This window comes from Plesiomonas sp. (assembly GCF_051650925.1).
Classification (GTDB): domain Bacteria; phylum Pseudomonadota; class Gammaproteobacteria; order Enterobacterales; family CAMTGL01; genus Plesiomonas.
Genome location: NZ_JBOFRH010000409.1, coordinates 1 through 25,984, shown reverse-complemented (window position 1 = coordinate 25,984; position 25,984 = coordinate 1). Strand labels below are relative to the sequence as shown.

Sequence of the window (25,984 nt, the reverse complement as noted above, 5' to 3'; positions counted from 1 at the left end):
AAAGTCTTGTGCATACGGTCACTATAGTGAAATATTCAGTAAGTAGCATGCAGTAGTTCGCATGATTACTGTTGATCATTTATTTATTGCACGGTCATGTTGCGAAAAATATTGTCAGATAACGCACGCTTTCTGCATTTATCCCGCTTATTTTCAGGTGGGAATGTTGAACATGAAAATGATGTTTCGTGTTGTCTCAGAATATTGTTCGCAATCTTGTTACCCCATGATATTTTCCGATTAATCACCGAAAGTATCTGGGTAATGAATTGATAATGCAGTGAAATTAACGTTTATTTTACACTATACACGGATGAGGGCTTGCTCATGGATAAGTCGCAAGTATGTTTGGTTACTGGTGGTGCGGGTGGTATTGGGCGTGAGATTTGTCGTCGCATGGCGGTTGAGGGCTTTACCGTTATTGCAGGTTGCACCAGTCTTGAAGGTAGCAATGCGCGTGAATTTGCGCAGGAAATAGAGCAAAACAATCTCAATATTGTTTTACGTGCATTTGATGTCAGTGATTTTGATGTATGTCAGCGTACGATTTTGGATATCGAAGAGACCGTCGGCCAGATAGCTGTATTGGTTAATAATGCCGGTATCACGCGCGATGGCACTTTGCGTAAAATGAGCCGTAATCAATGGGATGAAGTGCTCTCCGTAAACCTAGACAGCGTATTTAACCTGTCACGTGCCGTTATTAATCCGATGCTTGAGCGTCAGTATGGCCGTATTATCAATATTTCATCGATTAACGGGCAAAAAGGGCAGTTTGGTCAGTGTAACTATGCAGCAGCAAAAGCAGCGATGTATGGTTTTAGCAAATCACTGGCACAAGAAACCGCATCAAAAGGGATCACCGTTAATTGCATCTCCCCTGGTTATATTGAAACAGACATGATCTTGGCCATTGATGAGCCAATTCGTGAAAGTATCCGCAAGCAAATTCCGGTACAGCGCTTTGGCCAGGCAAGTGAAGTTGCCCGTTCAGTGGCGTTCTTGGCAGCTCCTGAAGCGGGTTTTATTACCGGTGCAAATTTAGCCATGAACGGCGGCCAGTACATGGATTAACCTGCCACAATCAATGGCACACGTAAAATTGCAAAAATAGAAGTAAAGATAGAGATAAAATAAACAGAGTTCTAAAGTGATACCCAAAAGAAAAGCCTCAATGTAAATGCATTGAGGCTTTTTTCGGTCTGTTGCTTGAGGCGTTATTTCTGCAAAGCTGTTATTTTTTCATCACAGTTATATCGTTTAGAAACAGCTTTGCATTTATGAGCGTTATCACCACACTGCATTTGAGTACAATATCTATGCTATTCAGCTATTCAGCTATTCAGCTATTCAGCTATTCAGCTATTCAGCTATTCAGCTATTCACGTTCATGCATTGATTTAAACTCACGCTGCGCTTCACCGGTGTACAACTGGCGTGGACGGGCAATGCGTAATGCTCCCTCACTGTGCATCTCATTCCAATGAGCAATCCAACCTACAGTACGGGCAATAGCAAAAATCACCGTAAACATAGATGTTGGAATACCCATCGCTTTTAAAATAATGCCAGAATAGAAATCAACGTTCGGATACAGTTTTTTCTCAACGAAGTATGGGTCTGATAGTGCAATACGCTCAAGCTCCATGGCTACATCGAGTAGAGGATCACGGATATCCAACGTTTTTAGTACTTCATGACATGTATCACGCATAACAGTGGCGCGCGGATCGTAGTTTTTATACACACGATGACCAAAACCCATCAAGCGGAAAGGGTCATTCTTGTCTTTGGCTCTGGCAATAAACTCAGGAATGCGATCAACTGAGCCAATTTGCATCAGCATATTCAAACAGGCTTCGTTTGCCCCACCGTGAGCAGGCCCCCATAAAGAAGCGATACCCGCTGCGATACAAGCAAACGGATTTGCTCCTGAAGAGCCGGCTGTTCTAACGGTAGATGTTGAGGCATTTTGCTCGTGATCAGCATGTAAAATCAGGATTTTATCCATTGCACGGGCAAGTACCGGATTCACTTCATACTCTTCACACGGCGTTGCAAACATCATGTACAGGAAATTTGCCGCATAAGAGAGATCATTGCGTGGATAAATAAAAGGCTGACCAATAGAGTATTTGTAACACATTGCAGCCAGCGTTGGCATTTTGGATAACAAGCGGAACGCAGCAATAGCCCGGTGTTCATCATTGTTGATATCTAATGAATCATGATAAAACGCTGCCAACGCACCACTGACACCACACATCACCGCCATTGGGTGAGCATCACGACGGAACCCATGATAGAAGCTGGATAATTGCTCATGCACCATAGTATGGCGTTTTACAGTATGTAAAAAGTTCTCATACTGGGTTTTGGTTGGCGCTTCGCCGTATAGCAGAATGTAGCAAACTTCGAGATAGTCAGATTTGTTTGCTAACTGGTCAATCGGAAAACCGCGGTGCAGCAGCACCCCTAGATCGCCATCAATGTAGGTGATTTTCGATTCACATGCGGCAGTAGACATAAAACCGGGATCGAAAGTAAACAAGCCGCGCGTCCCTAGCGGGCGAACATCGACTACATCATTACCCAGCGTACCTTTGTAAACGGGTAAATCAATAGACTCATTGTCGCTCAATTGCAGAGTGACTTTTTGTTCTGCCATAACATTCTCCTTTGCTCTTATTTTTTGAATCCCGATGCAGAATCTAGCCTAAAAATAGAGTGACGTAGGGTGTATCGAATCATGTGGTACTACTGTGCCGCCGTTCACCCCAGCTAGTTTGAATTGCTCTTGCCAATGTTGCACAAGTTCACGAGTAGGAAAAGAGGTATCTGGTTGAACTTTGCACATTAGCAGCATTTTTGGTGCGTATTTTGTAACCGACCATGATGATACATGTCAATTTTGTTTGTTATATTTCATTTGATAATAAAACACGGTCTATGTCTCATAGTTTGTTTAAAACTTATTAACAACTCTTTTCTGGAATTGTAATGCCTTGTTGCGAAAAGTATACTGCGCACAGGTCTTCAAGCTAATGAAGATGTTACCGAACTGTAAATTAAGTTTGTTTTATGCGTATGATTGCCCGTGCTACAAAGCCGACACGTCGTCTATAAATGCCGTCATGTCGTTGCTTACGTTGTTATAGCGTTACATAACTTTATAACAACATAATCAGGCAGTGATACAGAGCAATACTGAGGCAGACGGTTCAGCCGGTAATGTTGAGTAGCATGAAGGTTAATAAGGAAAACAAACCGAGCTCACAATGGAGCGGCATGGGCAGAACCGTGAATAAGCAAAGACCTGTTAATCTCGATCTGAAAACGATCAGCTTCCCGATTACCGCAATCGCCTCTATTCTTCATCGGGTCAGCGGTGTTATTACCTTCATCTCTCTTGGCATACTTCTGTGGTTGCTCTCGCTTTCGCTCTCGTCTGAGCTGGGTTTTGAGAGTGCCCGCGCTATTACCGACTCTTTTTTCGTCAAACTGATTTTGTGGGGCATGCTAACTGCACTGGCTTACCATGTGGTCGGTGGTATTCGCCATTTACTGGCTGATATGGGATATGGCGAAGAGAGCCTTGTTGCTGCCAGCCGTACTGCAAAAATCGCTTTTATTATCACCGCCGTTTTATCACTGTTGGCAGGAGTATTGGTATGGTAACGAATGCAACCGCGTTTGGCCGCAGTGGAGTACATGACTGGCTGTTATTGCGCGCTACTGCAATTATCATGACGCTGTACATCCTGTATTTGCTGGGTTTTATCGTCTCTGCACCAGAGATTACCTACGGTATCTGGAAAGGCTTTTTCTCGTTCGGTGTCACGCAGGTTTTTACACTCTTGGCCGTGCTATCGGTACTGGTACATGCATGGATTGGTCTATGGCAAGTGCTGACTGATTACATCAAACCTCTGGCGTTACGCTTAACACTGCAATTTGCTGTAGTGATTGTTCTGTTGGTTTATGTCATTGCAACTGCTGTTATTGTGTGGGGTGTTTAAGTGAAGATTGCAACGAAACAATTTGATGCTGTCGTGATCGGTGCAGGTGGAGCGGGCATGCGTGCTGCGCTACAAATCTCACAGTCAGGCCTAACCTGTGCGTTGATTTCTAAAGTTTTTCCAACGCGTTCACACACGGTTTCTGCACAAGGCGGAATTACAGTTGCACTGGGTAATGCCCATGAAGACAACTGGGAATGGCACATGTATGACACCGTTAAAGGGTCTGATTACATTGGTGACCAAGATGCTATTGAATACATGTGTAAAACTGGCCCAGAAGCTATTTTAGAGCTGGAAAATATGGGTTTACCATTTTCCCGTTTTGATAATGGTCGGGTTTATCAGCGCCCATTTGGTGGCCAATCACGCAACTTTGGTGGTGAGCAAGCCGCTCGTACGGCGGCAGCCGCAGATCGTACAGGCCATGCCTTGTTGCACACGCTGTATCAGCAGAATATAAAAAATAAAACCACAATTTTCTCTGAATGGTATGCCCTTGATCTGGTTAAAAACCAAGATGGTGTGATTTTAGGATGTACTGCAATTTGCCTTGAAACAGGTGAAACCGTCTATTTCAAAGCCAAGGCAACCGTACTTGCAACCGGTGGTGCTGGGCGGATTTTTGCCTCTACAACCAATGCACATATCAATACCGGAGATGGCGTTGGCATGGCTGTACGTGCAGGCGTTCCTCTTCAAGATATGGAAATGTGGCAATTCCACCCAACAGGTATTGCTGGTGCCGGAGTCTTAGTCACAGAAGGCTGCCGCGGAGAGGGCGGTTATCTGTTAAACAAAGATGGCGAACGCTTTATGGAGCGTTACGCACCGAATGCCAAAGATCTGGCTGGGCGTGATGTAGTTGCTCGCTCAATGATGATTGAGATTCGCGAAGGCCGTGGCTGCGAAGGCCCGTGGGGGCCGCATATTAAATTGAAGCTCGATCATCTGGGTAAAGAGGTGCTCGAGTCACGCTTACCGGGTATTTGTGAACTTTCACGCACCTTTGCGCATGTTGATCCGGTTCATGAGCCTGTACCGGTTATCCCAACCTGTCACTATATGATGGGGGGAATTCCAACACAGGTCAGCGGGCAGGCGTTAGGCCAACATGCTGATGGCACTGACTATGATATTCAAGGTTTGTTTGCTGTCGGTGAAATAGCCTGTGTATCGGTACATGGCGCTAACCGTTTGGGCGGAAACTCCCTGCTAGATCTTGTGGTTTTTGGCCGAGCTACCGGGTTACACCTTGGTGAGACTCTAGCGGCGGCTGCCGAAGCACGCGAAGCTAGCGAGTCTGATATTGAAGCCTCCTTGAGCCGAGTTAATCGCTGGAATAATACCCGCCAAGGCGAAGATCCTGTTCAGATTCGTAAAGACCTGCAAAGCTGTATGCAACGTAATTTCTCGGTATTCCGTGAGGGCGATGCGATGGCCGAGGGGCTAGCAGAGTTAAAAACCATCCGTGAACGTCTACAATCTGCACGGCTAGATGATACATCGCCTGACTTTAATACCCAGCGAGTAGAGTGTTTAGAGCTAGATAACCTGATGGATACGGCTTATGCCACCGCAGTAGCGGCAAACTTCCGTACAGAAAGCCGGGGGGCACATAGCCGCTTTGATTTTCCTGACAGAGATGACAGCCAGTGGCTATGCCATACCCTGTACAACCCTGTCACTGATACGATGAGTCGCCGTCAGGTCAACATGGAACCGCATTTACGTCCGGCATTTCCACCAAAAGCGCGTACTTATTAAGTCAGGGATAAGGAATTTACTGAATGAACGTTCATTTTTCAGTGTATCGCTATAATCCAGAAACAGATAATGCGCCTTATATGCAGGATCTGACCCTTGAGACAGAAGAGGGGCGCGATATGATGGTACTCGATGCGCTTATTAAGTTAAAAGAGAGCGATCCGACACTGTCATTCCGTCGCTCTTGCCGTGAGGGTGTGTGTGGTTCTGATGGCATCAACATGAATGGTAAAAACGGGTTGGCCTGTATTACACCGCTGTCGGCATTAACGGGATCTTCGCAGGGTAAAGTAGTGATACGCCCTCTGCCAGGATTACCCGTAGTGCGTGATCTGATTGTTGATATGACTCAGTTCTATACACAGTATGAAAAAATCAAACCGTATCTGATTAATGATGGCAAGCAACCGCCAGAGCGTGAATTTATTCAGATGCCTGAAGAGCGTGAACATCTTGACGGGCTGTATGAGTGTATTTTATGCGCTTGCTGCTCTACATCCTGCCCGTCATTTTGGTGGAATCCGGATAAATTTGTCGGCCCTGCAGGGTTGTTAGCTGCGTACCGTTTTCTGATTGATAGCCGAGATACCGCCACATCGGAACGTTTATCTGAATTAGATGATGCTTTTAGTGTTTTCCGCTGCCATGGCATTATGAATTGCGTTAATGTTTGCCCTAAGGGGTTGAATCCGACAAAAGCTATCGGGCATATTAAATCGATGCTTCTGAGCCGAGCGGTCTAATTGTTCACTTTTTGAATAATTTGTGGCTGAGTTCTGACATTTCACACCCTATTAACGGTATGTTAATGGGGTGTAGAGCAGATACAGCAGCGCGGTGTGAAACACTGATATAAAACACGTTGTAATGCGTGATTAGAACGATTAAAGCAATAGTTACATCAAGTAACAGGTACAAACCATAATCAGAATGTTCGGTTTTCCCACCCGAACAGAAGCCACGGCAAAAACAACAAATAATATAAAAGGGATTAAGATGGAAAACGGAGCCATTCAAGACTGGTTAGAATCATCACCTCTGGCCGGAGCTAATCAAACCTATGTTGAGCAGCTCTATGAGGACTACCTGACTGACCCTACAAGTGTAGACGATAATTGGCGTGCGGTATTTGACCGTTTACCAACGGTCAATATTACACCTGAGCAGCCTCACTCACGGGTAAGGGATTACTTTCGTCGTTTAGCACAAGACTCCTCGCGTTATAGCGGTTGTGCGGTGACTGATCCTGAAGCTGATGCAAAACAAGTCCGCGTATTGCAGTTGATTAATGCGTTCCGTTTTCGCGGACACCAGCAGGCAAATTTAGATCCGCTCGGTTTGTGGAAACAAGATCCGGTTGCTGATCTTAACCCCGACTTCCACACGCTAAATGCAGAGGATTTCTCGACAAGTTTTAATGTCGGCTCATTTGCGTGCGGACAAGATACCTTGCAACTATCGGCGCTTTATCAAGCGCTGAAAGATACCTACTGCGGGCCGATTGGCGCGGAGTACATGCACATCACTAATACTGAAGAGAAGCGTTGGATTCAGCAACGTTTAGAGTCAGTGCAGGGTAAACCAGAATTTACGCCACTTGAGCAGCAGATGTTTTTGGCTGAGCTGACAGCGGCTGAAGGGTTAGAACGTTATATCGGTGCTCGCTTCCCAGGTGCAAAGCGTTTTTCTCTGGAAGGCGGCGATGCGATGATCCCGATGGTTAAAGAGCTGATTCGTGGCGCGGCAAAACACGGTACCCGTGAAATTGTTATGGGTATGGCACACCGCGGCCGTTTGAATATGTTGGTTAACGTTCTGGGTAAAAAACCGGCGGATTTGTTCGATGCATTTGCTGGTAAGCATGATGAAGGCTGGGGAACCGGTGATGTGAAATATCATCAAGGTTTCTCTTCTGACTTTGCAACCGAGCAAGGTGCTGTACATTTAGCGTTGGCATTTAACCCCTCTCACCTTGAAATTGTTAACCCCGTGGTGGTGGGTTCAGTTCGCGCCAGACAAGATCGTTTAGGGGATACAGAGGGCAGCACGGTATTGCCGATCACCATTCATGGTGACTCCGCCATTGCGGGGCAAGGGGTAGTGCAAGAGACATTTAATATGTCTCAGGCGCGGGGTTATAAAGCGGGTGGTACGATCCGCTTGGTGATTAACAATCAGGTCGGCTTTACCACATCAAACCCGAAAGATACGCGCTCAACACAGTACTGTACTGATATCGCGAAAATGGTGCAGGCACCTATTTTCCATGTCAATGCCGATGATCCTGAAGCGGTTGCGTTTGTCGCCCGTTTAGCACTTGATTACCGTTTTGAATTTAAACGTGATGTGGTGATTGATTTAGTCTGCTATCGCCGTCACGGGCATAACGAAGCTGATGAGCCAAATGCAACTCAGCCTCTGATGTATCAAAAGATTAAAAAGCATCCTACACCACGTAAAATCTATGCTGATCGTTTGATTGAGAAAGGCATTATTTTGCAGGAAGATGCAACTGAAATGGTCAATGGCTATCGTGATGCGCTTGATAAGGGAGACTGTGTTGTTCCTGAATGGCGTCCGATGCAGATGCATTCGGTTGACTGGGCACCTTATTTGGGGCACGACTGGAATATTGAGTATCAGTCTACGGTTGATCTGACCCGTTTGCAGGAGCTCGGTCGCCGAGTTTGCCAATATCCTGAAAACCATGTGCTGCACCCGCGTGTTGAAAAAATTTATGCTGATCGCAAAGAGATGACCGAAGGCAATCGTCTGCTTGATTGGGGCTTTGCTGAAACACTGGCATATGCCACTTTGCTGGATGAATCCGTTGATGTGCGTTTATCTGGTCAAGATGCCGGTCGCGGAACGTTTTTCCACCGTCATGCTGTCTTACATAACCAAAATGATGCCAGTGTGTATGTTCCGTTATCGAATATTCATCATGGTCAGGGGCAATTTGAAGTTTGGGATTCTGTACTCTCTGAGGCTGCAGTGCTGGCATTTGAGTACGGCTATGCGACCGCAGAACCAAGCTCTTTGGTTATTTGGGAAGCGCAGTTTGGTGATTTTGCTAACGGTGCACAGGTGGTTATTGACCAATTTATCAGCTCAGGTGAGCAAAAGTGGGGCCGCATGTGTGGCGTCACCTTGTTATTGCCGCATGGCTATGAAGGTCAAGGCCCTGAGCACTCCTCAGCCCGTTTAGAACGTTATTTACAATTGTGCGCTGAACAAAATATGCAGGTTTGTGTGCCTTCAACTCCGGCACAGGTTTACCACATGCTGCGCCGTCAATCTGTACGCCCGATGCGTCGTCCGCTCGTGGTTATGTCACCGAAATCGTTATTGCGTCATCCGCTTGCTGTTTCAAGTTTAGAAGAGCTCGCTCATGGTGCATTCCTTCCGGCTATTGGTGAAATTGATGCACTTGATCCGAAAGGGGTCACGCGCGTTGTATTGTGTTCAGGCAAGGTGTATTACGACCTGTTAGAACAACGCCGTAAGAATGGGCAGACTGATGTTGCCATTATGCGGATAGAGCAGCTATACCCTTTCCCTTACGATACTGTGCGTGAACTATTACAACCTTATGCGCATGTGACCGATTATGTGTGGTGTCAGGAAGAGCCGTTAAATCAAGGCGCTTGGTATTGTAGCCAACATAATTTCCGTCAGGTGATCCCTGCCGATGCGACATTGGCGTACGCAGGGCGTCCGGCATCAGCATCACCGGCTGTCGGGTATATGTCTTTGCACACGAAACAACAAAAAGATCTAGTAGAAGATGCCTTGCGCACGGAATAAGAACGTATAACGAAGGATGTTAGATATGAGCAGTATTGATATTTTAGTTCCCGATTTGCCCGAGTCTGTGGCAGATGCCACGATTGCTACCTGGCGTAAAAAACCGGGTGATAGTGTAGAGCGCGATGAAGTTTTAGTTGAAATTGAAACTGATAAAGTGGTGCTAGAAGTTCCCGCAACAGAGAACGGTGTGCTTGATAGCGTGTTAGAAGATGAGGGCGCAACGGTGATTGGCCGTCAACTGATTGGCCGCGTTCGCCCGATTGCTGTGGCAGGTGAGCCAACGTCGGCAAAAGTGTCTGAGCCAGAGTCGACACCGGCACAACGCCATACTGCAGGATTGTCTGAAGAGTCTTCTGATGCATTAAGCCCTGCTGTACGCCGTTTAGTATCAGAGCACAATATTGATCCGGCACAGATCAAAGGTTCAGGGGTGGGTGGTCGCATCACTCGTGAAGATGTCGAGAAATTTGTACAAGATATGCGTAGCTTAAAAGCTACGCCGGCGGTAAGTGCGGTTAGCAATACCAAACCGGTATCTACACCTGTATCTGCTCCTACACCTTTAGCGCATCGCAGTGAAAAACGCGTACCGATGACACGCTTGCGTAAGCGTATTGCTGAGCGTTTGTTAGAGGCGAAAAATACAACGGCAATGTTAACAACGTTTAACGAAGTTAACATGAAACCTATCATGGATTTGCGTAAGCAATACGGCGATGTGTTTGAAAAGCGTCATGGTGTCCGTTTGGGCTTTATGTCTTTCTATGTGAAAGCCGTGGTTGAAGCGTTAAAACGCTTCCCTGAAATTAATGCCTCTATTGATGGTGATGATGTTGTTTATCATAACTATTTTGATATTAGCATGGCCGTTTCTACACCACGTGGATTGGTGACACCGGTGCTGCGTGACGGTGATGTACTCAGTCTGGCGGATATTGAAAAAAGCATTAAAGCGCTGGCAGAAAAAGGGCGCGACGGTAAATTAACGGTTGAAGACCTTACCGGTGGTAATTTCACCATTACCAATGGTGGCGTGTTTGGCTCATTAATGTCGACTCCGATTATTAACCCACCACAAAGTGCAATTCTTGGTATGCATGCGATCAAAGACCGCCCAATGGCGGTAAATGGTCAGGTGCAGATTTTACCAATGATGTATCTGGCACTCTCTTATGATCACCGCTTAATTGATGGCCGTGAATCGGTCAGCTTCTTGGTGACAGTAAAAGATCTGCTTGAAGACCCAACCCGACTTTTACTCGATATTTAATCAGAGTAATAAGGCCCGGCAGTCGAAAAAGACCGGGCTATTTCAAGCAATGACACCCAGGAATAGATCATTAACACGGATAGAACATCATGAATTTGCATGAATATCAGGGTAAACAGTTGTTCGCACAGTATGGCCTACCAGTATCGGAAGGTTATGCGTGCCGTTCTCAGCAGGAAGCTATTGATGCTGCCGATAAAATTGGTGGAGATTGCTGGGTTGTAAAATGTCAGGTACATGCAGGTGGCCGTGGTAAAGCGGGCGGTGTGAAACTGGCAAAATCAAAAGATGAAATTCGCGCGTTTGCCGATCAGTGGCTGGGTAAAAATTTAGTTACTTATCAGACTGATGCTAAAGGTCAGCCAGTCAATACCATTTTAGTTGAGAGCTGTACTGATATAGCTAAAGAGCTGTATTTAGGCGCGGTGGTCGATCGTGCTACGCGTCGGGTGGTGTTTATGGCATCAACCGAAGGCGGTGTGGATATTGAGACGGTTGCTGCAAAAACACCTGAGCTTATCCACAAAGCCGCACTTGATCCTATTTGTGGGCCTCAGCCGTATCAGGGCCGTGAGCTTGCGTTTAAATTAGGCTTAACCGGTGAGCAAATCCGTCAGTTTACCCATATTTTTATGGGGCTAGGTAAGCTGTTTATCGAAAGTGACTTGGCTCTGCTCGAGGTGAACCCACTGGTGATCACTACCGCCGGGAATTTACACTGCCTTGATGCAAAAATTGTAGTCGACTCCAATGCGTTGTATCGCCAACCGGCACTGCGTGCAATGCAAGATCCGTCACAAGAAGATCAGCGTGAAGCACATGCTGCGCAGTGGGAAATCAACTATGTTGCACTTGAGGGCAATATAGGTTGTATGGTTAATGGCGCAGGTTTGGCGATGGGCACCATGGATATCGTCAAACTGCATGGCGGTGCACCGGCTAACTTCTTGGATGTTGGCGGTGGTGCAACGAAAGAGCGTGTGACTGAGGCTTTTAAAATCATCTTATCTGATGAGAATGTGAAAGCGGTACTGGTCAATATTTTTGGCGGAATAGTGCGCTGTGATCTGATTGCTGACGGTATTATTGGTGCTGTGGAAGAAGTCGGTGTCAGTATTCCGGTAGTTGTGCGTTTAGAAGGTAATAATGCGGAGTTAGGTGCGAAAAAACTGGCAGACAGTGGATTAAATATCATTGCTGCAACCAGTTTGACCGATGCTGCTCAGCAAGTTGTTCATGCTGCGGAGGGTAAATAATGTCTATTCTGATTGATAAGAATACCAAGGTTATTTGCCAAGGTTTTACTGGCGGGCAGGGCACGTTTCACTCTGAACAGGCGCTGGCATACGGCACACGTTTAGTCGGTGGTGTTTCACCGGGTAAAGGGGGTTCGTATCACTTAGATTTACCGGTATTTAATACCGTGCGTGATGCAGTCGAAGTGACCGGTGCTACCGCATCAGTGATTTATGTTCCCGCACCATTTTGTAAAGATGCCATTTTAGAAGCTATTGATGCTGGTATTGAACTGATTGTTTGTATCACTGAAGGTATTCCAACGCTGGATATGTTGCAGGTTAAAGTACGCCTTGAGCAGAGCGGTGTGCGGATGATCGGCCCTAACTGTCCAGGTGTGATTACACCGGGTGAGTGTAAGATTGGGATTATGCCTGGCCATATTCATCTTCCAGGACGTGTGGGCATTGTTTCTCGCTCTGGTACGCTGACTTATGAAGCGGTGAAACAGACGACGGATGAAGGTTTTGGTCAGTCTACCTGTGTAGGTATTGGTGGTGATCCGATCCCTGGTTCTACATTTATTGATATTTTGCGCCTGTTCCAAGATGATCCCAAAACAGAAGCTATTGTGATGATTGGTGAAATCGGTGGCAGTGCAGAGGAAGAAGCGGCTGCCTTTATTAAGGCGAATGTGACCAAGCCTGTCGTGTCTTATATTGCCGGTGTTACTGCACCAAAAGGTAAACGAATGGGGCATGCGGGGGCGATTATCTCTGGCGGAAAAGGAACGGCAGATGAGAAATTTGCAGCGCTTGAAGATGCTGGCGTTAAAACGGTACGTTCATTAGCCGATATCGGTGCTGCATTGCGTGAAGTTACCGGTTGGTAAGCGCGGAATGAAGCTTGCTCGGTCATGAGATTTAAGCGTACAGTGACTGAGTGAAGTGATTTCCCAAATATGTACCCATAAAAACGCCTCTTTGAAGAGGCGTTTTTTGTTTTATGCTTTTTGTGTTTTACATAAGCTGAGTATAAACAACGCTGCAGAGCAGATAACAACCGAAGGCCCTGCGGGTGTGTCATATTCCCATGAGAGCAGTAAACCACCGGTAACGGATAACATACCAAATAATGTGGCAAAACCGGCCATTTGTTCTGGTGTGCGTGAGAACCGGCGTGCTGTTGCGGCGGGGATAATCAATAACGAGGTGATTATCAGAGCGCCAACAAACTTCATGGCTAATCCGATAGTAATTGCGGTTGTCAGCATCAGTAACAGCCGCATTTTATTTAGGTTAATACCATCAACATAGGCCAGTTCCGGGTTAATGGTGACAGAAAGCAGAGCATCCCATTGCCAGCGAAGTACCGCAAGTACAGTCAGTGAACCAATACAGATCCAGCTGATATCTCCCCACGTGATGGCGAGCAGATCGCCAAACAGATAGGCCATTAAATCAACACGAACATCGCTCATCAGGCTGACGGTCACAAGACCTAACGATAAGCTACTGTGTGCCAAAATGCCCAGCAGGGTATCAATGGCGAGATAAGGTTTACGTTCTAGCCAAACAAGACCAGCACCTAATACTACTGTAAGCCCTAAAATCGTAAAGTAGGGGTTTACATCCAGCAGAAATCCAAGTGCAACGCCTAATAATGAAGCGTGTGCCAGCGTATCACCAAAATAGGCCATCCTGCGCCAAACCACAAAAGAGCCCAATGGGCCAGTTGCCAGCGTTAACAGCATTCCGGCCAGCCAGCCGGGGAGCAAAATCTCAATCATGCTTAGCTCCTTTGGTGATGGAGTGAATCACACAACCATTTAGGCCATGCGCATGATCATGATGATGTTGGTATACCGCTAATTTCTTTGGCAATTGCCCACCAAACATAGATAAAAATTCGGGATGATGTGAAATATGCTCGGGCGTGCCTGAGCAGCAAATATGCTGGTTAATACAGAGCACTTCATCGGTTTTTGCCATCACTAAATGCAGATCATGCGAAACCATCAGTACACCGCAGTGGAGAGTATCGCGTAGTACAGTGATGAGATCATACAGTGCCATCTGACCATTAACATCAACACCCTGCATTGGTTCATCAAGAACTAAAATATCCGGCTGGTTGATGAGCGCACGAGCTAGCAAAACCCGCTGTGTTTCACCACCTGAAAGTTTTTGCATAGGCTGATCAAGTAAATGGAGCGCTTTTACCTGTGAAAGTGCAGTTGAGATCTCACTGAGATGGCCATTTTTTTTCAATGAGAGAAAGCGTTTTACCGTTAGTGGTAGCGTGGTATCAAGGTGTAATTTTTGCGGAACGTAGCCAATTTTTAATCCTTTTTTACGGATAATTTGGCCTGCTGTTGGGGTAATTAAGCCTAAAACTGTACGGACCAGTGTTGATTTTCCAGCACCATTTGGCCCCAATAGCGTAATGATTTTCTGCTTATGGATAGACAGTGAAATGTTATTAAGTACTGTTTTATCACCAAAAGTAACATTGATATTTTTCAGTTCAATCAATGCTGAGGGCGATCCATCAGTATCCGGTGTAGCTGAATGAAATAGAGTTGATTGCGACATAATGGGCGTTGGGCCAGTGCTCCTGAAAAAGGATGCATAAAAGATGATTCATCTTTAAAAGATGTAATGTTATATTATAACACTATCGTTCTAGGTCTAGCAGAGATTTTTGTATGATTAAGCGTATTTGTCTACTGAGTTTGTTTGTTCTACCCACTTTTAATGCGTCAGCGTACGTACTGACTTCAGTAAAGCCCTTGGGTTTTATTGCGTCAGCGATTGCTGATGGAGTAACAACTACAGAAGTGTTATTGCCAAATGGCGCTTCACCACATGATTATGCGCTACGCCCTTCAGATATTAAGCGTATTCAGGGATCTGATTTGGTGGTGTGGGTTGGTAATGAAATGGAACCTTTTTTAGTGAAGCCCCTCGCGGAAAAAGATCTTTCACAACAAATTCAGGTAAAAACATTGTCGTCAGTCATACCACTTTTACATGATGATGACGATAATAAGACAGCAGCAAAAGAAGGCGTCACAGAGCACAGCCATACCGATCATGATCATGCTAGTCAGACGCCCGCAGATCATCATGAGGATGACTTACATCACGCACATGAACATCATGAGCATGAAGCTCAAAAAACAGTGGCAGAGCACGCTACTCATACTGGAGTGAGCACTGAAAAAACAGAGCAAACCGCACCGATTACAAGTGCAGTTAGCCATGATGGGCACAACCATGGCTCAGTTGATTTACATGTCTGGATGTCACCTTCGATTGCTTTACATACAGCCGTTGCAATTCATAAACATTTATTGGAACTTTTTCCAGAACAAAAAGACAAATTAGATGCCAATCTTCAAGATTTTAAAATGCAAATTGCGCATTTACCTGAAAAAGTTGGTAGCATACTCCGCCCTGTACAAAATAATGCGTATATTGTGTTTCATGACGGGTATGGGTACTTTGAGTCTTTTGCCGGTTTACATAACGTTGGGCACTTCACGGTTAATCCTGAGGTAGCGCCTGGAGCTAGAACGTTAAAGGAAATTAAGCAGAAAATTCAGCAGCAAAACGTGACTTGTGTATTTACTGAACCTCAGTTTAGGCCTTCGGTGGTTAATGCTGTAACACGGGGTACATCGGTTAATATTGGCACGCTTGATCCTCTCGGTGAGAAGGTTTCTCTCGGCAAGGACAGCTATATTCAGTTTCTTGAGCAGCTCTCTCGACAATACGCTAGCTGCTTGGGGAAATAAAAAAATTGAGGTAACAAAGTGCAAGAATTTGTCAGGTCTGTCTCACTAGCTCTCAACAGCCTGCCACGATTACATAAAATGCTTTTAGGGATGCTCACGGTGCTGACGTTAACGGTCGCAGCGTGGAATCCTGTATTGCATCATAGTGCGCCGTTGACGCGAGAAGTACCGCTGGATGATATTGAGACACAGCGGGCATTACAGCCGGAAGCCAGTGAACCGTTAGATCAGGTCATGCCGAATGATGCACCTGAGCTTGAACCAGAAAAAGACGATCTGGATCAGAAAATGGAAGAGGCGGTACACGAGCATACGGTTGAGAGTGGTGAAACTCTCGGCAGTATTTTGACGCAATACGGCATTGATATGTCGGATATTCATGCACTGACCAAAAGTAACCCTGAAGTGCAAAAACTGGGAATTGGTCAAGAGTTATCATGGAAGTTGAGTGATGACGGTGGTTTACAGCAGCTAAGTTGGGTTGTTAATAACCGTGATACTCGTGTCTATGATCGTAATGCAAACGGAACCTATAAGCGCACTGTACAGACAATGCAGGGGGCATGGCAAAATGACCGTGTTGCCGGTACGGTCAATGGTAGCTTTGTGGCCAGTGCAAAAGCTGCTGGTTTATCTACTCGCGAAATTCAACAGGTAACAAAAGCACTACAGTGGCAGGTTGATTTTCGTAAGCTCAAAAAAGGCGATAAATTCAGTGTGCTGATGTCGCGCGAGTTTCTTGATGGAAAAGTGACCGGTTCAGGTGAAGTAAAAGCGGTACGTTTGAATACAGCGGGTAAAGATTATTACGCAATTCAGGCAGAAGATGGCCGTTTCTATAATCGTGAGGGTTCTGGTTTAGCGAAAGGTTTCTTACGTTTACCGACGTTAAAACAGTTCCGTATTTCATCTAACTTTAATCCGCGTCGTTTGCATCCGGTGACTAAACGTATTGCACCGCATAACGGTGTTGATTTTGCCGCACCAATTGGAACACCAGTATTATCTATCGGTGACGGTGAAGTCGTGAAAGCTGGTTATCACCCTTATGCCGGTAATTACGTTGTTATCCGTTTGGGTCGCCAGTATCAAACGCGTTTTTTGCACTTGAGCAAACTGTTGGTTAAGCAGGGGCAGAAAGTGAAAAAAGGTGATCGAGTTGCGCTATCTGGTAATACGGGACGTTCGACTGGGCCACATCTTCACTATGAATTTTTGCTTAATGGCCGTGCGGTTGACCCGTTAAAAGTAAAACTGCCAATGTCTGATGGCCTTGCTGGTAAAGATCGCCGCTCGTTCTTGGCAAGAACAAAAGAGTTTTTACCGCAGTTAACGCTCGATTAAGAGTATATCTCTTCCTGCCGGTTATGTTCTCAACGGGCAGGAACAAAAAAAAGCAGTGCAATGAATAATTGCGCTGCTTTTTTTATGTCGGATACCTGACTTTCTGCGTCTTCAGCCTGTTATTGGCTGCGTGCGATGAGCAGAGTGTAAGCCGGTTTACCTGCGTTACTTAAGATCGTGTTGGGTTGGGTCTTGGCGGCAATCGCCATCAGCACAGTGGCCATACATATACAGGCTGTGGTTGGTTAACCGGATCCCGTAACGGCTAGCAATTTCTTTTTGGCGTTGCTCAATGACGTCATCACTAAACTCAATCACTTTACCGCAATCTAAACAGATTAAGTGATCGTGATGGTGTTGTTGCGTTAGCTCAAAAACAGATTTTCCACCTTCAAAATTATGTCGGCTGACAATACCTGCATCATCAAACTGGTTGAGAACCCGATAAACTGTTGCTAAACCAATCTCTTCACCCACATCAATTAGCTTTTTATACAAGTCTTCGGCACTGATGTGTTGGCAATTGCCTGTTTGCAACAATTCAAGAATTTTAAGGCGCGGTAAAGTAACTTTAAGCCCCGCTTTTTTTAGCGCAGTGTTGTTGTCTGTCATATATCCAGCGTTCCTGATTTTTATAGTCGAGGCAGAGGTAATCCATGCCGGAGTAAAAATGATCTTGTTAGGTATTATAAGAGTTGCGTGATCAACTTAAAACCGTTAAATCTGCCTTGCTTTGTCTAAATCAGAGTATACCGTGTGTTGGTATGCTTGTGGCGAGCATAGGTTACAGTACAAACCGAGAGTTGTTTCACGCCAGTCTTATCTCTGTTATATCACGCATAGCTGATTTGTTTGCTGTTGTTATGTGTGTGAGCTGCCGCTACTCATCATAAGAAGGTTAGTGTTAGGCTGTGTTTTTGCCTATAAGGGGATGTAGGGATGATTCGTTTTGCGGTGATTGGCACAAACTGGATTAGCCATAAATTTTGTCAGGCAGCGCACAGCAGTGGCCGACTACAGCTTAGTGCGGTCTATTCACGTGAGTTAATAACCGCACAAGCATTTGCTGAAGAATACAGTACACCTTGTAACTTTTATACGGATATTGCAGCTATGGCCGCCGATCCGGAACTGGATGCGGTGTATATTGCTAGCCCGAATGCATTGCATTATCCACAAGCTGCTCTGTTTTTGCAGCATGGTAAACATGTCATATCAGAAAAACCACTGGCGTCAAATAGCGGGGAGGTCGAATCACTGATAGCGATTGCCCAGCAAAATAATGTGGTGTTATTTGAAGCTCTCAAAACGCGTTATAACCCAAATTTTATGGCTATTGAGCAGGCGTTGCCACAGTTGGGTACGCTTCGTAAAGTGCACTTTACCTATTGTCAGTTCTCTTCACGTTACCCGCGTTATCTTGCTGGTGAGAACCCGAATACGTTTAATCCTGAGTTATCAAATGGCTCACTGGTGGATATTGGTATTTATCCGCTGGGTGTGGCGTTAAATTTGTTTGGTGAACCCAATAAGGTCATGGCTACCGGAACACTGCTGGCTTCTGGCGCTGATGCGCATGGCTCGTTGTTGATGCAGTACCCTGATTTTGATGTTGTTATCAGCCATTCCAAAGTGAGTGATGGTGTCGTAGCGAGTGAGATTCAGGGGGAGCTGGGTACGCTGGTTATTTCACATATCTCTGAGTGTGATACGGTGCATTTTTATCCCCGTAACGGCGATATGCAGGATTTAACCCGTGAACAGGCAGAGAATACCATGTTGTATGAGGTGCAGGTGTTTGCCGATTTGATTGAACGTGGAGATGTCAATCACGCGGAGCTAGCGCGAAGCCGCTTAATCAGCAAAGTGCTGACGGAGGCAAGAATGCAGATTGGAGTCACTTATCCGGCTGATTTGAATCAGTTATAGGGCTCAGTTGGCACGCTATATTATGAATTAAGCGGGAAGCGCTCACGCTGATGAGCGCGTTCCCGCAATACACGTTGTGTATTGGTGTAAAATCTACTGATTAATGAACAAACCAGCGTTTCACGGTTTGAGTCAGTACCATATACCCGCTGAGGATGAGCAATAGCCACGGGAAGTAGCTTAAAGGAAGCGCTTCAAGCTGTAAGTACGGTGCCAACGGTGAAAAGACCAGCCCGATACCCACAACGACAACAACCATTGTCATTACCATTAAAATCCACGATGGCCGGCTTTGTAGGAATGGGATCTTACGGGTACGGATCATATGCACAATCAATGTTTGTGATAACAACCCTTCGACAAACCAGCCAGACTGGAACAGAGTTTGTGCACCCACGTTATCGGCTTTGAACACATACCACATCAGACAATAGGTCAAAACATCAAAGATAGAGCTGATTGGGCCGAAAAATAGCATAAACTTGCCGAGTTCATCTGTATTCCAGCGTTGCGGAGTTGTCAGCTGATCGTCATCGACATTATCAAATGGAATGGCCACTTGTGAGATATCGTATAGCAGATTTTGGATCAGTAAATGAATGGGTAGCATCGGTAAAAAGGGCAGAAATGCACTGGCAATCAGTACACTAAAAACATTACCAAAATTCGAGCTGGCTGTGATTTTAATGTACTTCAGCATGTTGGCAAACGTTTTGCGCCCTTCAAGAACCCCCTGTTCGAGTACCATCAAGCTTTTTTCCAGCAAAATAATATCAGCCGCTTCTTTGGCAATATCAACCGCTGAATCAACCGAAATACCAATATCAGCAGCGCGCAGTGCAGGGGCATCATTAATGCCATCGCCCATAAAACCAACCACATGGCCCTCTGCGCGCAGGGTTTGCACTATCCTCTCTTTGTGCAGGGGGGTGAGTTTGGCAAAGACGGTGGTATTTGTGACGGCGCTGGCCAGCTCTACGTCACTGAGCTGATCAACGTGTGTTCCGAGTAAAATACTTCCGGCATCAAGCCCAACATCGTGGCACACTTTTGCGGCAACCAGTTCATTATCACCAGTCAGGATTTTTACCTGTATGCCGTTGGCCTTTAATGCAGAAAGAGCTGGAGCTGTGGTCTCTTTTGGGGGATCGAGAAAAGCAATGTAGCCTTCCAGAATCAACTCATACTCATCAGTAACACTGTATTGATCGCTGTGATCAACTAACGTTTTACTGGCAACGGCAACAACGCGCAACCCTTGTTGATTAAGATCACGGGTAATAGTGCGCACCGCCTCAAGACGATCACCAGAAAGTGAAACCACCTCTTCGTTAATGCGCGCATGCGTACAGACCGCAAGGATCTCTTCAAGTGCGCCTTTACAAATAAGCTCATCTGGCCCATTTGTTGCGCGAACCACAACCGACATACGGCGACGCTCAAAATCAAACGGGATTTCATCTACTTTGTGCAGACCAAGCCCAAGCCCCAAATCAAGGCCGGTCACCGCCAGATTTTTATCTGCCCCTTTTTCCAGCACAGCAACATCCAGCAGATTTTTCAGGCCGGTTTGATAGTAACTGTTTAACCACGCATAACGCAGAACCTGTTCACACGGCTTGCCTTCAATATCTGTGTGGCGTTCAAGAACGATCTTATCCTGAGTGAGGGTTCCGGTTTTATCGGTACAGAGTACATCCATTGCACCAAAGTTTTGGATTGCATCAAGACGCTTGACGATTACCTTCTGCTTTGACAGCTTAACTGCACCTCTTGCCAGTGTTGATGTGACGATCATTGGCAGCATTTCAGGGGTCAGGCCGACAGCAACAGAGAGTGCAAACAGCGCCGCTTCCCACCAGTCGCCTTTGGTAAAACCGTTGATCAGCAAAACAACCGGTGTCATCACCAGCATAAAGCGGATTAATAGCCAGCTGACTTTGCTTAAACCGGTTTGAAAGGCATTCGGTTCATCATGTTGACGAATAACCCGCTCGGCAAGAGTACCAAAATAGGTATTTTTTCCGGTACCGATAACCACAGCAATAGCCGTACCGCTGACTACGTTAGTTCCCATAAAGCAGAGATTTTCACGCTGAAGAGGATCATGCATGTTGTTTTCTGCTGAACTATCAAATTGTTGGCCAATTTGCGGGTTAGAAGGTGATTCACGATAGCGGAGTACTGATTTTTCAACTGGAATGGACTCACCGGTTAAAGAGGCTTGGCTGATAAACAGATCTTTCGCTTTGATAATGCAAAGATCTGCGGGGATCATATCGCCGGCAGAGAGTTTCACAATATCACCGGGTACCAGTTGTGACATCGGGATCTCTTGCTGGCTGCTGTAGCCGGTGAGATCATCACTTCGGATCACGGTCGCGGTATTTGAGACCATCGCCTTGAGCTTGTCAGCCGCTTTATTTGAACGCGATTCCTGAATAAAGTGCATAAAGGTTGAAATCAGCACCATAGTGGCGATAACAACAACTGCCTGTATATCTTCAGTGGCATACGAAATAATCGCTAACAGAGTGAGCAGCAGATTAAACGGGTTACGGTAGCAGTGCCACAGATGTTTCCACCACGGTAAAGCCGAGTGATCTTCGAGCATGTTTTCACCATACTCAGCTTGTTTCTCACGAACTTCTTTCTCGGTTAACCCTTCCGGATGGCTTTTACAGCGTGTAAAAAGGGTACTTTCATCATAATCTGAATGGGTAAGATAGTGCTGGGTAAGATGATCTGTGACCGGCTTTTGGGCTTTCCACTGCCGAGGGTGTGTTGGCAGTGAATCGCGGGCGACCAAGCGTCGCGGTAACTTACGGGTTAAAAAAGAGACCAGTAGTGTTGGAATTTGATTAAATTGCATAGGCTTGCACCTTTGTTACGCATGAGCATCAGGCTCAGGCTTGGCTAAAGGGTATACAAGCAGAGAGTGCGAATGGATTCGTTTCGCTCTCTGTTGCCTGTCCGTGCGTTCCGGTCAGGCAACAGAATGAACTGCACTGATTTACCGGAACACAGTTGGTTGATATTGAACTAATACTGTGGGCGCTGGGTCCATATTCGGTTTGGTTAACCTCCGGTGCTGTGCAGTGAGAAACAAATGCTTTCATCATTATTTAAATGATGCAGAAAAATGAGCGCAACAGTGCTGATATACCCACATATTAATGAGTAATGCCCGATTGCTGCTGAAGATAGTACGCTTGCCGATGTAAACAAAGAATAAACCGCACCATAACGTGGGTAAAATAGGTGTATAAAATCAGGTACAACCTGACTGGATAGCCATAATATAAAAAATAGCCAATCGTCATTCAGCGGGGAAAAATCGCCAAGGAAAATTAAATCGGGGGTAAGAGAGTGTAAGATAACTTAAATCACATAAGTTAAATCACGGCGATAAAAATCACCGTGATAAAAGTACGGGCATGTAAATATAGCAACAAAGTCAGGTTAACTGTGGTACAAAAAATGCGCTTGGCTCATTGGTATAAACGCATGCCGTGTGGCTGTAAGTCAGGCCTAATTGAGTTAACACATTAATTGAGCGTGTATTGTCGGGGTCAGTAATTCCAATAATGCGCGGCAATTTTAACTGCTGATAACCGTACTGTAAGCAGGCTTTTGCTGCTTCGAGCATATAGCCTTTTCCCTCATAAGGCTGCAACATGGCATAACCAATATCAACATCGGCTAGTTCAGGGCGTTTAATTAATCCACAAATACCAATTGGCACTAATGTGTCAGCTAACACCACTTTGTATAAACCAAACCCAAGGTTTTGATAGCTTTGCTGTGGCCCTTGTTCAATATAGCCGCAGGCTTGCTCGGCATTACGCACTTGTTTATCACCCACGTAACGTAAAAAACCCTCATCATTGAGTAAGTCACAAATAAACTCGGCATCAGCACATGTGAGATATTCAATCCGCAAACGGGCTGTTTGCAGTAGCAGCCCTGTATAGGTTGGCGTCTGATTTTGCATGTTGCACCTTATGCGATTTTTCCGAACGGTTTTGATTTTACTGTTACTGTAGCAAGAGCTTGCTTCAGTAAACACAGGGCCGGCTCGCCCTGTATCATAATTGCCATGCTGTATCACATATATGGGCGCTTACAACCCAATACAAATCACTTCGGTGCGACACGTTGCCCGTTGGCATCAATCACCACTTCGCCATCTTCTTTGCTAAATGCGCCACGCTGTTCCGGCAGTAAATCTAATACTAACTCTGATGGGCGGCATAATTTTGTTCCGCGCTCAGTAACCACAATGGGCCGATTCATCAAAATAGGGTGTTGCAGCATAAATTCAAACAGTTGCTCATCGCTCCACGCGGCATCATCAAGATTTAGCTCGGTATAAGGTGCACACTTTTGCCGTAAAACCGGGCGAATACCCAGCCCGATATCTGCAATTAAAGTACGCAGGGTTTCACGATCGGGCGGTGTTTCAAGGTAATGAATGACATTGGGTTCAATACCCGCATTTTGGATCATTGCAAGTACGTTGCGTGATGTTCCACAGGCTGGGTTGTGATAAATAGTTGTGGTTTGTTTAGACATAACTTTCCCTTCAATAAACAATCTTATAATGCCTTATTGCTCACGCCGTGCGGATAGTCGCAGTGGGTAAGCCGTTATAATGGTGCAAAAGTGTGGCATAAGAGTCTATTTCACCTGAGATAACAGCGTACTGCAATCGTAATAATAAAATTATTGTTGGATAGAGGCTTGGATAGAAAATAGGCACTACTTAAGGAAAATAAGTCTGAATACTCAACGCATTAAGTATTAAACGCTATATATTGGAAAAAATTGATGATTTAGACTTAAGCAGGTTGTTGATCCTCGTCTACGCTTTAAGTTACGTAATGTAAATTAGGAGTAGTGTGATGCGATCACTCAGTACACTGATCTCTCTGTCAAGCCTGATGCTCACGGTACCGGTCGGTGCAGTAGAGTTTAGCTGGATGACAGGTGCACCCGATGTGGGTTACAGCCAGAAAGGGAAGCCTGAAGCGGTAGTTAATGAACAGCCCTCAGACCAGATCCTGAAAAACATCTACTCTATGTTACCGGAAGGCATTCGGGTTAAACCTGAATATATTGCCAGTAATGATTACACTAAAATTGAGATGGATTCTGATTTTAAAGGTATTGCGACAGTCAAACTGCGCTTTTTACGTGAAGGCGCGGGTTATCGTAACAGCCTAGGCTACTTTATTTATGATGTGAATAACCCTCCAAAAACCGCGGCTGATGTTGCAAACCACGTGATTGTGTTCCCTAACGCCTCTTTACCTCCTGATGGTGAAATGGTCAGCGGTGATACCGTTGATCTTAAAGGTGTTGAGTTGACCGCAGATCAGGGCATTGGCCTGTTTGTTGTGCCTAATGGCTGGGGTTGGAGTGGCAGTTATGGCAAGGTTACAAATAACGCCGGTTATAAAGGGCCTTTTTATAACCTTAGCCAACTTAATACTGAATCAACACCGGATCTAAAATTCCATAACGTGGTGCTTTTTAACCAACCCGGCAAAAGTTTAATTATCGGTTTTGAAGATATATTTCGTACCGGTGGTGATCACGATTTTAACGATGTTATCGCCGAGATGGTGTTGACGCCGATTGAGGCAGTTAAAGGTATCAGTAATCAGGGTACTGAGGAAAATCCAAGTTATAGTGTTGATTCAACACGCTTTAAACAATTGGTTCAAATTGATAACCCAGATATTCAGTTCGATAGCTACTATCCAGGGCAAAATCGCTGGGCTTCTGTTGCGTTTGAAGATCTCTGGCCGCAGCAGGGTGACTATGATTTTAATGATGTCGCGATTGCCTACCAGATGCATGAAGTTTCCAATAATGTGAATGCACTTAAGCAATTGACTATTGATGCAAAAGTTCAATCATTAGGTGCGGGTTATCATAATGGCTTTGCATGGCGTATACCGGGAATTCAGGCGAGCGAAGTTAAATCTGCCGTTTTAATGAAAAACGGTGAGGTAGTTAACAAGTATGCCCTAGATCCGAGCCACCGTGAGGCGGTGTTTGTATTTAGCTATGATTTGAAAGATGCCGTTCCCACAAAATGTGAGTACTTCCGTACCAAACCCGATTGCCGTGAAGATATTAACACTCAGTATCAGTTGGCCGTTGAATTTGAAAAGCCCATTGATCGTTCGCGTTTAGGCAATGCACCGTATGACCCCTTTATTTTTGCTACTCCCGGTATCTATCACGGTGAGAATATCGGCTTTCAACCTGGTCTGAAGTGGCAAGTGCATTTACCACAATATGGCGGTACTGAGCTGTTTGATACCACATTGTATGGCCGGTTAGATGATACGTCTGCTGTATTCTCAAGTTCAAAATTTGTGAATAATCGTGGTTTCCCATGGGCAATGAATTTTATTGATGGCTGGTCACAAAGTGCTGAACGTATTGATATTGCACTGAGCTATCCTGCGTTTCCATCGTGGATACAGTCGAGTGGTATTAAAGACACCGATTGGTATCACTTCTTGCGAGCTATTGTTGATCGCTTGTATCAAGGGCAGGAAGAGTAGAGGAGCATATGATGAAGCAGATAACTAAGATTATTGCACTCGCGATGTCGTTCAGCGTGGTTTTTGCTGCCACGGCACAAGATGCAGTGCCCGCTAAACCAGCTCCGGTGGTGAAACCTGCACCTGTTCCGGCTAAACCGGCTCCGGTAGTGAAACCCGCACCTATTCCGGCTAAACCGGCTTCGGTAGTGAAACCCGCACCTGTTCCGGCTAAACCGGTTTCGGTAGT

At 45.6% G+C, this 25,984-nt stretch carries 21 protein-coding genes; 14 read left to right on the top strand and 7 right to left on the bottom strand.

Annotation, left to right across the window (positions count from 1 at the left end; all coding sequences use genetic code 11):
* The first annotated feature begins 327 nt into the window (after positions 1-327).
* A complete protein-coding gene (gene phbB / locus ACRC27_RS09565) occupies positions 328-1,074 on the top strand; it encodes an acetoacetyl-CoA reductase (RefSeq protein ID WP_438622098.1) in 747 nt (248 codons plus the stop codon).
* A 304-nt stretch (positions 1,075-1,378) separates the two neighbouring features.
* Here the strand turns inward: phbB and ACRC27_RS09560 are convergent, their stop codons facing one another.
* Positions 1,379-2,668 (bottom strand): citrate synthase, encoded by a 1,290-nt coding sequence (locus ACRC27_RS09560; protein WP_438622097.1) that lies wholly within the window; start codon positions 2,666-2,668, stop codon positions 1,379-1,381.
* A 620-nt stretch (positions 2,669-3,288) separates the two neighbouring features.
* Here ACRC27_RS09560 and sdhC point away from each other — a divergent pair.
* The 8 genes from sdhC to sucD all read left to right on the top strand — a co-directional run bounded on the left by sdhC (position 3,289) and on the right by sucD (position 12,994).
* The gene (gene sdhC, locus ACRC27_RS09555) at positions 3,289-3,678 is read left to right on the top strand and encodes a succinate dehydrogenase cytochrome b556 subunit (RefSeq protein WP_438639775.1); all 390 of its coding nucleotides are present in this window, start codon (positions 3,289-3,291) and stop codon (positions 3,676-3,678) included.
* Positions 3,672-4,019, top strand: coding sequence for a succinate dehydrogenase membrane anchor subunit (sdhD, locus tag ACRC27_RS09550; protein WP_438622096.1), 348 nt, complete (start codon positions 3,672-3,674; stop codon positions 4,017-4,019). The genes sdhC and sdhD overlap by 7 nt, the downstream gene beginning before the upstream one ends.
* A complete protein-coding gene (gene sdhA, locus ACRC27_RS09545; protein ID WP_438630311.1) occupies positions 4,020-5,786 on the top strand; it encodes a succinate dehydrogenase flavoprotein subunit in 1,767 nt (588 codons plus the stop codon). It begins immediately after the preceding gene.
* A 23-nt stretch (positions 5,787-5,809) separates the two neighbouring features.
* Entirely contained in the window at positions 5,810-6,529 is a 720-nt protein-coding gene (locus ACRC27_RS09540) for a succinate dehydrogenase iron-sulfur subunit (protein ID WP_438630313.1), read from the top strand.
* Between the two features lie 253 nt (positions 6,530-6,782).
* Entirely contained in the window at positions 6,783-9,593 is a 2,811-nt protein-coding gene (sucA, locus tag ACRC27_RS09535; protein ID WP_438622093.1) for a 2-oxoglutarate dehydrogenase E1 component, read from the top strand.
* A 25-nt stretch (positions 9,594-9,618) separates the two neighbouring features.
* Positions 9,619-10,866, top strand: a complete 1,248-nt coding sequence (gene odhB / locus ACRC27_RS09530; RefSeq protein WP_438639770.1) for a 2-oxoglutarate dehydrogenase complex dihydrolipoyllysine-residue succinyltransferase — start codon at positions 9,619-9,621, stop codon at positions 10,864-10,866.
* Positions 10,867-10,955: 89 nt separating this feature from the next.
* Positions 10,956-12,122 carry an ADP-forming succinate--CoA ligase subunit beta gene (sucC, locus tag ACRC27_RS09525; RefSeq protein WP_438633695.1) on the top strand — a complete coding sequence of 389 codons (1,167 nt, stop codon included), beginning with the start codon at positions 10,956-10,958 and terminating at the stop codon, positions 12,120-12,122.
* On the top strand, positions 12,122-12,994 hold the full coding sequence (gene sucD / locus ACRC27_RS09520) for a succinate--CoA ligase subunit alpha (RefSeq protein ID WP_438622090.1): 873 nt from the start codon (positions 12,122-12,124) through the stop codon (positions 12,992-12,994). The genes sucC and sucD overlap by 1 nt, the downstream gene beginning before the upstream one ends.
* A 111-nt stretch (positions 12,995-13,105) precedes the next feature.
* Here the strand turns inward: sucD and znuB are convergent, their stop codons facing one another.
* The gene (gene znuB / locus ACRC27_RS09515; RefSeq protein ID WP_438622089.1) at positions 13,106-13,891 is read right to left on the bottom strand and encodes a zinc ABC transporter permease subunit ZnuB; all 786 of its coding nucleotides are present in this window, start codon (positions 13,889-13,891) and stop codon (positions 13,106-13,108) included.
* Positions 13,884-14,696, bottom strand: coding sequence for a zinc ABC transporter ATP-binding protein ZnuC (gene znuC / locus ACRC27_RS09510; RefSeq protein ID WP_438639769.1), 813 nt, complete (start codon positions 14,694-14,696; stop codon positions 13,884-13,886). The genes znuB and znuC overlap by 8 nt, the downstream gene beginning before the upstream one ends.
* 113 nt (positions 14,697-14,809) lie before the next feature.
* Between znuC and znuA the strand changes: the two genes are divergently transcribed.
* Both znuA and mepM read left to right on the top strand, forming a co-directional pair.
* A complete protein-coding gene (znuA, locus tag ACRC27_RS09505; RefSeq protein ID WP_438639768.1) occupies positions 14,810-15,901 on the top strand; it encodes a zinc ABC transporter substrate-binding protein ZnuA in 1,092 nt (363 codons plus the stop codon).
* 18 nt (positions 15,902-15,919) lie between these two features.
* Positions 15,920-17,245: a murein DD-endopeptidase MepM gene (gene mepM, locus ACRC27_RS09500; RefSeq protein ID WP_438622086.1), complete on the top strand. Its 1,326-nt coding sequence runs from the start codon at positions 15,920-15,922 to the stop codon at positions 17,243-17,245.
* A gap of 165 nt (positions 17,246-17,410) precedes the next feature.
* Here mepM and fur read toward each other — a convergent pair whose 3' ends face one another.
* Positions 17,411-17,857 (bottom strand): ferric iron uptake transcriptional regulator, encoded by a 447-nt coding sequence (gene fur / locus ACRC27_RS09495; protein WP_438622085.1) that lies wholly within the window; start codon positions 17,855-17,857, stop codon positions 17,411-17,413.
* A gap of 327 nt (positions 17,858-18,184) precedes the next feature.
* Here fur and ACRC27_RS09490 point away from each other — a divergent pair, with 327 nt between their 5' ends.
* Entirely contained in the window at positions 18,185-19,174 is a 990-nt protein-coding gene (locus ACRC27_RS09490; protein WP_438631672.1) for a Gfo/Idh/MocA family protein, read from the top strand.
* Positions 19,175-19,274: 100 nt separating this feature from the next.
* On the opposite strand, the gene mgtA is transcribed toward ACRC27_RS09490, so the two are convergent.
* The 3 genes from mgtA to arsC form a co-directional block, all read right to left on the bottom strand.
* Entirely contained in the window at positions 19,275-22,046 is a 2,772-nt protein-coding gene (mgtA, locus tag ACRC27_RS09485) for a magnesium-translocating P-type ATPase (RefSeq protein ID WP_438639767.1), read from the bottom strand.
* Positions 22,047-22,631: 585 nt separating this feature from the next.
* Entirely contained in the window at positions 22,632-23,168 is a 537-nt protein-coding gene (locus tag ACRC27_RS09480; protein ID WP_438622082.1) for a GNAT family N-acetyltransferase, read from the bottom strand.
* A 146-nt stretch (positions 23,169-23,314) separates the two neighbouring features.
* The gene (gene arsC / locus ACRC27_RS09475; protein ID WP_438639766.1) at positions 23,315-23,749 is read right to left on the bottom strand and encodes an arsenate reductase (glutaredoxin); all 435 of its coding nucleotides are present in this window, start codon (positions 23,747-23,749) and stop codon (positions 23,315-23,317) included.
* Positions 23,750-24,078: 329 nt separating this feature from the next.
* Here arsC and ACRC27_RS09470 point away from each other — a divergent pair, with 329 nt between their 5' ends.
* Positions 24,079-25,755, top strand: coding sequence for an LruC domain-containing protein (locus tag ACRC27_RS09470; protein WP_438639765.1), 1,677 nt, complete (start codon positions 24,079-24,081; stop codon positions 25,753-25,755).
* An 11-nt stretch (positions 25,756-25,766) separates the two neighbouring features.
* On the top strand, positions 25,767-25,984 hold a 218-nt coding region (locus ACRC27_RS09465; protein ID WP_438639764.1), incomplete at its 3' end, for a hypothetical protein.